The organism is Bradyrhizobium zhanjiangense (assembly GCF_004114935.1).
GTDB lineage: Bacteria > Pseudomonadota > Alphaproteobacteria > Rhizobiales > Xanthobacteraceae > Bradyrhizobium > Bradyrhizobium zhanjiangense.
Genome location: NZ_CP022221.1, coordinates 2,672,047 through 2,683,088 on the forward strand (window position 1 = coordinate 2,672,047; position 11,042 = coordinate 2,683,088).

Annotated in this window: 6 protein-coding genes and 1 pseudogene; 5 read left to right on the plus strand and 2 right to left on the minus strand. The window is 57.7% G+C overall.

What is annotated here, in order from left to right:
• Window positions 1-429: 429 nt before the first annotated feature.
• From XH85_RS12600 to ltrA, 3 genes are all read left to right on the plus strand, one after another.
• Window positions 430-1,458, plus strand: a complete 1,029-nt coding sequence (locus tag XH85_RS12600) for a reverse transcriptase domain-containing protein (protein WP_208758114.1) — start codon at window positions 430-432, stop codon at window positions 1,456-1,458.
• On the plus strand, window positions 1,455-1,757 hold the full coding sequence (locus XH85_RS47930; protein ID WP_208758115.1) for a group II intron maturase-specific domain-containing protein: 303 nt from the start codon (window positions 1,455-1,457) through the stop codon (window positions 1,755-1,757). Before XH85_RS12600 ends, XH85_RS47930 begins: the two co-directional genes overlap by 4 nt.
• Before the next feature lie 574 nt (window positions 1,758-2,331).
• Window positions 2,332-3,591, plus strand: a complete 1,260-nt coding sequence (gene ltrA, locus XH85_RS12610; RefSeq protein WP_128932070.1) for a group II intron reverse transcriptase/maturase — start codon at window positions 2,332-2,334, stop codon at window positions 3,589-3,591.
• Window positions 3,592-3,802: 211 nt separating this feature from the next.
• Here ltrA and XH85_RS12615 read toward each other — a convergent pair.
• Window positions 3,803-4,009: pseudogene (locus XH85_RS12615) on the minus strand (transposase); the annotation flags it as partial.
• A 197-nt stretch (window positions 4,010-4,206) separates the two neighbouring features.
• The gene (locus tag XH85_RS12620) at window positions 4,207-5,886 is read right to left on the minus strand and encodes an MFS transporter (RefSeq protein ID WP_128932071.1); all 1,680 of its coding nucleotides are present in this window, start codon (window positions 5,884-5,886) and stop codon (window positions 4,207-4,209) included.
• A gap of 1,708 nt (window positions 5,887-7,594) precedes the next feature.
• Here XH85_RS12620 and XH85_RS12625 point away from each other — a divergent pair.
• Together XH85_RS12625 and XH85_RS12630 are read left to right on the plus strand one after the other, a co-directional pair.
• A complete protein-coding gene (locus XH85_RS12625) occupies window positions 7,595-8,455 on the plus strand; it encodes a MaoC/PaaZ C-terminal domain-containing protein (protein WP_128937237.1) in 861 nt (286 codons plus the stop codon).
• Window positions 8,456-10,141: 1,686 nt separating this feature from the next.
• Window positions 10,142-10,594: a MaoC family dehydratase gene (locus XH85_RS12630; protein WP_128932072.1), complete on the plus strand. Its 453-nt coding sequence runs from the start codon at window positions 10,142-10,144 to the stop codon at window positions 10,592-10,594.
• Window positions 10,595-11,042 lie beyond the last annotated feature (448 nt).

The window sequence follows — 11,042 nt, forward strand, 5'->3', positions numbered from 1 at the left end:
ATCAACCGGAGCAGCTATGGAGGTGACGAAGTGGCTGAAGCCTTCGGATAGCTGTCACGATATACGGTGACGGCGCGAGTGTGCAGGCCGTAACGCGAGTGAACGCTGAGCAAGCCTCGAAAAGGACGATGCACAGGCCGACCTGACGGCCATATCAGGGAAGGCTGACACGACTGGGGCGACGTGAGCGAAGCAATACCTCCAGTCGCTGTGCCGGGGTAGGGCGACGGCATGTACACAAGGAAAGCGTACGCAACACGGGAGGCCCCAAGGCGTGGTCAGGGATGATCAACCGGACGCCCGCGAGGGACAGGCCGGGCGCCTTGGGGTGGCGGAGAGGTTTGTTGTACCGCTGAAGCCGGGTAACGCCGGCGGAGGGAAGGGACCTCAGTTCAAGACGAACGCAAGACGTAGTGAGGGACCTGGGGATTGGGCAACCTAACAACTCCAAAGAGTGTTCAGAAACTGCAGACGGCGTTACACGCGAAAGCGAAGGCAGAAGCTGGCTACCGCTTTTACGCTCTGTACGACAAGATCAGCCGGGAAGACATCTTGGCCCATGCCTATGCTCAATGCCGCTCCAACAAGGGCGCGCCGGGTGTAGATGGGCAGGACTTCGCGGACCTCGAGGCGTACGGGGTGCAGCGGTGGCTGGGCGAACTGGCGCTTGCGCTCAGGCAGGAGACGTATCGACCGGACCCTATCAGAAGAGTGTACATACCGAAGGCCAATGGCAAACTCAGGCCATTGGGCATCTCGACCGTGCGTGATCGGGTCTGCATGACAGCAGCGATGCTGGTGCTTCAGCCGATCTTTGAAGCCGATCTTCCACCAGAGCAATATGCCTATCGCACCGGGCGAAACGCCCAGCAGGCGGTGGTCGAGGTGGAAGCGCAGCTGTTCCATGGCCATCCGGAAGTCGTGGACGCCGACCTCGCGGACTACTTCGGAAGCATTCCGCATGCCGAACTTCTCAAGTCGGTAGCGCGCCGGATTGTTGATCGGCGCGTGCTGCATCTGATCAAGATGTGGCTGGAATGTCCCGTGGAAGAAACCGACGATCGAGAAAGGAAGAAACGGACGACCGAGGCACGGGACAAGCGGCGAGGCATCCCGCAAGGCTCACCCATCTCACCACTGCTGGCGAACCTGTACATGCGTCGGTTTGTGCTGGGATGGAAGATGCTCGGGCTGGAGCGAAGCCTCGGCTCTCGCATCGTGACCTATGCCGACGATCTCGTAATCCTGTGCAGGCGGGGCAAAGCTGAAGAGGCCTTGCGACAAACTGCGCATGATCATGGGAAGGCTGAAGCTGATGGTCAACGAGGAGAAGACACGAATCTGCAAGGTACCGGAAGGAGAGTTCGACTTCCTGGGCTACACGCTCGGGCGGATGTACTCAGCGAAACCGGCCAGGCGCGCCTGGGCTACCATCGCGCAAGAGCATCAAACGCGTGACCGAAAGCATTCACGCGCTCACCGCCCGATCAGGAACTTGGCAAGAGACCACGGAGCTCGTAGGCCAGTTGAACCGCACGCTGCGCGGATGGGCGAACTACTTCAATGTAGGCACCGTCACCAAAGCGTATCGGGCGCTCGACAATTACGCGGCTGCGCGGTTGCGCCGGTGGTTGCGCTTCAAGCACAAGGTCTGGCGACGCAGGGGCGGGACCTATCCACTCTCGCACCTATACGGGTACTTCGGGCTCGTACGCCTAACCGCGCTTGGGCGCGACATGCCGTGGGCGAAGGCTTGAAGTCTTGTCCGAGAGCCGGATGCGGGGTGTGCTGCAGATGCACACGGAAGGGGGTTTGCAATGAACAACTGACCGTGGGGATAAGCTGCGCGAAAGATGAGGGCGGGCCCCTCGGGATCGGCTTTCAGGAGCAGGTCCCAAACCAGTCCAAGCTGCTGCGTTCAAAAGGCGTGGTGGTGAGCGTTGGATCAAAAGTCCGAATGAAATTCGGGCAGGTGAGCATTCGAGAGATGAGCGTGAGCAAACCCTCGGTGACGCGCCGAAAGGCTTTAGACACTGCCAAAACCGGAGGCGCTCGCATCCTCTGGGATAAATCTGTCGGTTACCTGAGTACTGGGCAGATAGCAGTCGGCGTATAGGGGGCGTGAAGCGGATGCAGGCTTTCGTGCGGAACTGCAGGAACCAGTCCCTGGATGCCAAGGGAGAAGCTGAAGCGGCCAAAACTGCGAGGCGAGAGTACCGAAGCCAGGGCCTGGGGCGGACCGACCCGTACGAGCGGTGAAGGCCCCGTAATCGGGCCGGAGCAAAGGGGTCGGGTCAGGACAATCGTATTGACGTAGCAACTGGAAACAGGATGACGACGACGATCACGACAAACAAGCCGTTTCATATCGATAAGAAACGTGTGTACGAGGCTTACAAAGCGGTCAAATCCAATGCGGGTTCGGCCGGTGTGGATGGACAGACGATCGAGCAGTTCGACTCCGACTTGCAGAACAATCTCTACAAGCTTTGGAATCGGATGAGCTCAGGAAGCTACTTTCCACCACCGGTGCGCGCCGTCTCCATTCCCAAAAAGGCTGGAGGCCAGCGGATTTTAGGTGTGCCAGCCGTAGCGGATCGCGTGGCCCAGATGGTTGTCAAACAACTCATTGAGCCGGACTTGGACCCAATATTTTTGGCAGACTCCTATGGCTATCGGCCGAGAAAATCGGCACTCGATGCCATCGGTGTCACGCGCAAGCGGTGCTGGAAATACGACTGGGTTCTCGAGTTCGACATCAAAGGTCTGTTCGACAACATCGACCACGAACTTTTGCTACGGGCTGTCCGGAAGCACGTGACGTGCAAATGGGCGCTGCTCTACATCGAACGATGGCTGACGGCACCTATGGACAAGGATGGAATAATTATCGAGCGAACCCGCGGCACTCCTCAAGGTGGCGTGATCAGCCCTATATTATCCAACCTTTTCCTGCACTACACGTTCGACCTCTGGATGGGGCGGACGCACCCTGACCTCCCATGGTGTAGGTATGCAGACGATGGTCTAGTGCACTGCCGGAGCGAGCAAGAAGCGGAAGCCCTAAAGGCCGAGCTACAAACTCGCCTGGCGGAATGCGGACTTGAGATGCACCCCACCAAAACCAGGATCATCTACTGTAAGGACAGCCGGCGGAAAGGAAGCTATGCGAACGTCAAGTTTGACTTCCTTGGCTATTGCTTCCGGCCCCGACGGGCAAAGAACTCGCAAGACGCCTCGGTGTTCTGCAGTTTTCTGCCTGGGGTCAGCGCTTCGGCGCTGAAGTCCATGCGGGCGGCAATCCGGGATTTGAACCTCCGAAGTCGAACCCATGTGTCAATGGCTGACATCGCTCGGCAGCTCAATCCACTCCTGCGGGGGTGGATTGAATATTACGGTCGATTCACGCGCGCGGCGCTGGGGCCAATCCTTCGATACGTCAATCAGACAATCGAGGCTTGGATGATGCGGAAGTTCAAACGCTTTATGGGTCGCAAGGCCAAGGCCGGCCGCGTCCTCGAACGACTATCTCGAGAACGTCCCGGCTTGTTCGCACACTGGAAGATCGGCATACGCGGCTCGTTCGCCTGATGGGAGCCCAGTGAGGCGAGAGTCTCACGCTGGGATCTATGAGAGGCCGGCGGTGAGATTCCGCCGGCCTACTCGCCAAATCTGCCTGTCCGGTTCGATGAGCGGGATGTGGAAACGGAGCCAAGGGTGAACCACTAAGGCACCGCCAGACGAAAGAGGCGGCCAACAGATATGTTCAGCCTACCGCCACCGCGCCACATCTCGACTCTACCCAGCGATTGAAACGATTGTAGATCGTCGTGTACGGACCATAGTCGGGCGGGCAATCGCGCCAGCGTGCGCCGCACTGAAGCATGTGAATGATACCGCTGATGACGCGTCGATCGTCGTCGCGCACCGGTCCGGTCTGGTTCGTTGGCAGATGCGGCTCTATCAGAGCCCATTGCTTGTCGTTGAGCCAGAACAGTCCTTTGCGCATCGAAGTCCCCCGCGTGGAATCAACCAGCTGCGGGGGAATCAGAGTTCGCTAATTAGGTACAGACCCTAGTCCCGCTGCCGTGAAAGTGTGCAACTTCCTTCAGTCCAGCGCATCAGAAAGTCGTCTGCGTGCTCCGATGATGCAAGCGCTATTTTAAACTCCCGCGCTTAGCGCTGCTTCATATATAGCTGCGGCTATCAAGTGCTGCCGGGGCCACTTTCATGGAGCAGGATTTCGTTCTCAGATCGCTCCGAGATGTCTTCCTTCCAGCTCATTGATCCAAACGGTCTCTCCAGCATGCGGCGAACCCGCACAGGATGAGGGCCGATGTGAAAAGCTGCGGCCTTCCGTTCAAGCTCGCGCTCCGACCGCGTAGCACGGTTGCGCTGGCGCAGATAGTCGAACCAGGTTGGGCAGTGATAGCGCTCCGTCCATGTTTCCGGATCGGCAATGTCGCATGCAATCGACCACCCGTAGGCGCCATTGCGCTGACGGAACAGCTGCACCGCCTGCATAGCAGCGTGGAACGCCCGCGTATTCTCCTCCGCAATCCGATATTCGATTTCAACTACCAAAGGGCCGCTCCGGCCGGTCAACGGCAGCTGTACTTCAACATCCTCCAGTAGTTCGGCCTCTTGAATGCGCGAGCGGACGTGCGGCATTGGTAACCAGAGCCCGAGCAGAGGCGAGAGCAGCATCAGGGCGGCCGAAATCAGCAGCGCCGCTTCGACACCGGCGGCGTCGGCGAGACTACCCCAGCCCCAGCTGCCGATGGCAGCCCCTCCTGATCCTGCCGTGTGATAGGCCGCCAGCGAACGTCCCGTAACCCAAAGGGGCACCGACAGCTGCACACCGACGCTCAACAGCACCCATGACATCATCCACGCGGCTCCTGCTAGGACCAGCGCCGCCGCTGTCAAAATCGGATCGCGGCTCAGAGCTGCCGCGAAAAGCCCGACGCCCATCGAAAGTGCGCAGGCGCGGATGGTTGCCTCGCCGCTTAGACGTTTGCGCGTCTCGGGGATATAGAGTGCGCCAATTACCGCGCCGAAGCCGAAGGCACTCAGCAGGAGACCATAGGTCTGCACGCCGCCATGCAGGAGGTCTCGCGCCACTATCGGCATCAGCGCTGTGATTGCTGCCCCGATGATACCGGTCACCATAGAGCGGACCAGAACGATCATGATCGATGGGGAATTCGCGACGTACCGGAGGCCAGAGACAACGGCACGACTAAGCTGTTCACGTGGCAGTCGGGACGGTTGAGCCACGCGTTTCCATAGAAGCAGTGCGATTATTAGCGGTAGATATAGCAGCGCGTTTACTGCGAACGCAGCTACTGCGCCAGCGGTAGCAACAACGATGCCGCCGACTGCCGGGCCTACGCTGCGCGCGATATTGTAGCTGATGCCGTTCAACGCGACGGCGGCAGGCATAGCGTCCCGCGGCAACTGCTCACCTAACGAAGATTGCCACGTTGGATCCATCAGCGCCCCGCCGGTACCGAGTACGAAGCACAACGTGAGCAATAGGATCGGCGTGACCATGTCAAGGTATGTAAGCACCGTCAGCGCAGTGGCGCCGGCCAGTGCAATTCCAGCTGATATAAGCGATACGATTCGTCGATCATGCATGTCCGCGATCGCGCCGGCAGGCATTGCAATCAACATAACCGGGAGCGTCAGTGCAGTCTGAACCAGCGCGATCATGTTTGCTGAAGATGTCATCTGCGTCATCGCCCACGCAGCACCGACGCTCCGAACCAGGACACCCAGATTTGAAAGAAGACCCGCCAGCCAGACACGCCGAAAGGTGACATGGCGGAGCGGCGCGGTAATGCCGCCGCCGAATTCGTCGAGCTTGTGCGCCTTAGCCATATCCGCTTGACGTGCCTCCGACGCCTGATCTAGCCAAGAGTTGGCGCCAACATTGTGAGTTGTGCTGCTTCCTCGACAGAGTAGCACAATCTTCAGCGTGAGGCACGAAACGGCCCGCTTCCTCGCAGCGAGTAGGTGAGTCCCGTCCTGGGCGGTCGCGGACATCGATGCCAAGAATGCGATACCCTCGCACAACGGCTGATCATCACATTGAAGCCACAGCCGCCTAAGTACTGTCCGAACTTGGCTAGGAGATTCCAGGTTGATAGTCGAGTTCTCACAGCTTTAAGTGAGATAGAGAGCTCATTCATCAAGTGGCATTTCGTCGCTTCCAATATCTGGGCTACAGCATTATCAGCGTCGATTTTCGCATTGTTTAGCGATAGAGCGATGATAAGCACGCAGGTGCCGAGCCTGTGAGATGCCGTATCCTGGTTCACGTGATGCGCTGTTACACACTTGGGTCGATCGCCAGAGTACTTTCGGATTGGTTGAGCGCCTGTCGAGCGCGAATCCAGTGATACGGTGGTATGATTCTCGTGGTCACGGCCCGGTTGCGTTAGTCCGCGCCAGCGAAGCATTTTTGCGCGCGTTTGGCGAGCTTGCCTGCCGCATCGTCGCGAGCCTCCGGAGGATTTGCTCCGACAACGATGATGGCGGCGAGCTGGAACGTTCTGAGCATCATTAGCTCTTATCGAGCAGTCGGCCTTGATCTCTCACGCGATCGCTAGCCGCCCCTCCTCGGCAGCAAACGGCGCATCATTCGTTGGCGCAGCAGTTGATCATTCGGCAGCAGTCGATCATTCGGCTTCGACAATGCCCCTTAGCATTCAGATCGATCATAGGGCAGTCTTTTGCCGCAACCCTCACGTGATTGCGCTCACATCCAATGAGCCCGAGCGATGGAAGAGCCCCCCAAATAAGGCGTCAGCATGACCTCACAACGCAGAGTCCGCGCTGGAACGCGCCCGGATGTCCCATGACCTTTGTCGGATGGGCGGCATTCGGAGGGAATGAATGCGTCGGCCTGCTAATCCAAAGAACTCTGCGTAGCTGACGACCACACAGGTCCCCTCGCAACTACGCTACACTTGGGAAAAGTGCGTCTCACGTTATCCTAGTGCTAGGATTTCCTGTCTCCATCGGCTTGGTCCGAGATAGATTGTCGCTCCGCGGGTCGTCTTGGATACGCTCGGCCGGCTAGAGAAACCTATTTTTTAGCAACCCATCTTGAGATATCCGGGAACTCGTCAATTCGCGGCATATTGCCTATGAGTGACGACCGGCACGGCCTGCAAGACTATCAGTTTGCGCGAATGCACGGTTCACTGAGTTGCCTTCTCCCTTCAGAAATAGCGCGCATCGCTCAAGCAGTGCGAAGTTGCAGCTGGCCGCGCTTTCGCAAGCAGGCAGCACCTTTCCAATCTCCTGCGGTGGCACAAAACCTGTCAGATTCAAGACACCGAGCTCCTCAGCGGCGCTAGTCTGGAAGGGAAATCAGACATTTAACGAAGCGATAACGGCGTTGGCACGGCCCTTGCTGCTGAGATGAAGCAATACGGATTGCAAGCTGGTTCGCGCAAGGGAATACGGCTAATGCTCTTTTGCTTGATCTTTAGACATGTCAGGCTGGTTGGCGGCTGACGCTCTCTAAAGCCGCTTTGAGGCCAAGAGGTATCAGCAACATCGGACAATGATTGAAGACCCTATGCCAATTCACTATCCCGCGGTACTCCAACTCAAGACCGAAGCCGTTCCTTATGCGTGGAGCGATCGCGAGGTGATGCTCTATGCACTTGGGATCGGCATGGGCTCAGATCCGCTGAACGAACGAGAACTGCATTTCGTGAACGAGGCGTTTGAAACCCCAAAGCCGCTGAAAGTGGTTCCGACCTTTGCCTCAGTCTGCGTGTGGGGAGCGCGACCTGGCACCATCGACCTCAACCGCATCATGGTCGTTGATGCCGAACGTGACATCACATTCCACAAGCTGATTCCTGTCGCGGCTAGCGTTACGGCGGATTCTCGCGTGCGCGGCGTGTACGATAAGGGCAAGGAGAGGGGCGCCATCATTCAGAACGAGGTCGTCGTTCGAGATCGCGAGGGTGACAAGATTGTCACGATGGTTTCTTCGGACTTTGCAAGGGGCGATGGCGGTTTTGGCGGACCATCGAGGGGGGTGGGTCAGCCGCACCAAGTGCCGCGGCGAGCGCCTGATAAGTCGATCGATTTCCTGATCCGGCCTGACCAAGCGCTGATCTATCGTCTGTCCGGTGATAGAAATCCGTTGCATAGCGATCCGGAATTCGCTCGTATGGCTGGCTTTCCTAAGCCTATTCTTCACGGGATGTGCACCTATGGACTGACTTGCAGAGCCGTGTTGCAGACGTACGCTGATTACGACCCCTCTGCCTTCAAGCGTCATCGCGTTCGTTTTTCTGCTCCGGTCTTCCCGGGTGAGACCATAACAGTCAATCTCTGGAAGGACGGCAATTCGATTTCGTTCGAAGCTCATGTTCGGGAGCGGCGCACGACAGTTGCGAAGAATGGGCAAACGGTGCTGACCTAAGATCTGCTCCACTAAAATGCGCGCGGCGAATGACTCTGGAATTGCTGAAGTGGACCCCAAAATATCGGATTATTGCCTAATTGGATCCGGCCGTTCGGCCCCAACCACGCAGCGGAGATGACGCATAGGACGCGACGGAAGGTTGATCCGCCACCAAAGGCGAAGGTCGCGCTAGATGCAGTACGGAAGCATGCGATGGTGGCCGATCTGGCGCAGCGCTACCAAGATTGCCAGTTGATCATCGAGCGGAATTTTTTTCGAAGACGTCCGGGAGATGAACGCCTCGGATACGCCCGCGTGCTCGTCGACCGCAACTCAAAGCGAGCTCTCGGTGCACCGGCAGTACCGACTGCTCGCGGAGGGTGACAACGATGCTGCACGCCGAGGACCATGCCATCAAGCGCTTGCAGCGGCAAGCGGACTCGTCGATAGGGCTGTAAGCATGACGCTGCGCTTCGTTTATGCTCAACAACTCAAATCCTGTATTTGCTGGGCGAACGACACGGTGATCGGGCAGGGATGATCGGGCTGCTCGATCGCGATTGACCGGCAATACTGCTCCTAGGTATTCTAGAGAGTGCTTTTCGTCGGCCTTCGACGCGGCGGATGCGGCTTTCGTTTGATCTCAGCGAAGAACCGCACGACCGAAGCGGGCCGGCAAGCCGAGGTGGTAAATCCTTGCTGCGTATCTCGAGAGCTTGCAGTTGACTCTTTTTCCCGCGCAGAGGGCCAGCGGCGCATGACATAGGCTCAACCTCGTCCGTCGCCTGCCCGAAGTTGTTGTCGTGCGAGTTTTGAACCTTTCCACCAAATGTGGGGTGGTCCCGTGCACACGTCGAAGCCGCAGGACTTTGGTGTAGGAATTCCGGCCGTGGCCACCAGTAGCCGCATTCGTGGGTTTGCATGTAGCATCGTGTCCAGCCCCTTAGTCACGTAACGCCGGCACCAGCGGCGGATGGCCAGAAGGCCATTGTTCGATCCCCGGTTAGGAACACTATCCGAGTTGGCTAAACCATCCTCTGCGCTCGTGAAATCTGGTCCATCTTTCTCATCGGCGCGGTCGCGCAGTTTGTGCCGAACTGGCAAAAAGTCATTCAGTGACAGACAAGCAGCTGATGACGGGACGGGTGCGAGGCATTACCAGACCCCGCCGTCGCCCTAAGACGCTGGGGCCCTTCAATGCTAATACGCATGCGTGTCCCCACCAGAGTAGGTCATGCCTGATCATTGCTATTGATGTACAACTTGCCGCGCGGGATTGACGTGGCTCATACTAAAGCTCTCGGTTCAACTAAACGACGAGGTGGATCAATGGCATAGGATATCCGGGAAACATTTGCGAGGCGTATGCTGTCGCTCGGTTCACGCCTTTCGATGTCAATATGACCAAGTAGCCCGCGCTAATTGTCTGACGAAGCTTACGATACTCGCACGTGCTGGACCGACGGGCCAAGTTCTGGAAGTGGCCGATCCCTGGGGGCTAGAAGCAGTCGTCCTCGCGTCGCCGATGCAACTACAGGAACTTGCACTGGTGTCTGAAGCCGTCGGCCATCTAGCGTTCTGGAGTAGTCGGCTTTTCCAACCACTTGCGCGCCCTGCCTACAAGCAAATCGAACGAACAAGCCGTCCACATGCTCCTTTTCTTCCTAAACGGCGGCATGGCAGCGATAAACACAAGGAGCGCGCATGACCGGGCTTTATTACGAGGATTTCAAAGTCGGGCAGGAATTCAGGCACGCCCTCACCCGGACCGTCACTGAGATGGACAATACTATGTTCAGCCTTTTGACGCTGAACCCGCAGCCGCTGCACATCGATGCTCATTTCGCGTCCTCGACAGAATTCGGGCAGCGGATTTTTAACAGCCTCTATACGCTCGGAATCATGATCGGTATGTCAGTTTATGATACGACGCTGGGCACAACGATTGCCAATCTTGGCTTGACCGACGTCAGCTTCCCTAAGCCAGTGTTTCACGGGGATACTTTGCGGGCTACCACGAAGGTCGTATCGAAGCGGGAATCGAAGTCGCGCCCGAAAGCGGGTATCGTGGAATTCGAACACCAGACGTTTAATCAGCTCGACGAGGTCGTGGCGACATGCAGGCGGATCGCGTTGATGCATAAGAGATTGGCCTGATTTCTCGCAGTTTCGCCCGGCTTTTGGACTTGCCACGTGGTGAGCCGGCGACTAGCCGTCGGCATAGCGCAGCGCCCGATCCTAGCGCGGATGGCAAGAGAAGACGAAGCTCGACGAGCCTTTACATCCGAGTTCCGAGTGAAGTCGTGCGTCATGTGATCGGCCGCCAACATCGAATGCGACGCGCTTATGTGCCAGTAAGCGAAGAGTGTCTTTTCCAATCGTTCGTGCGGCTGGTCGCTGTCGGGGACAACGGCCAAGTCGTATATCACAAGCTGCCGCCAGGCAGTCGCTATATCCTGTAATTGGGCGGACCAACATGGTCGTACTTTCTGATAACGTCGATAACTCCGCGCAACATGCGAACCACGAGGGTGCGCGCGGCCGCTAGCGGGTGCATGACGAGATCCAAGTAGCCGTCCTACTGATAGACGGCGAATTCCGCTTT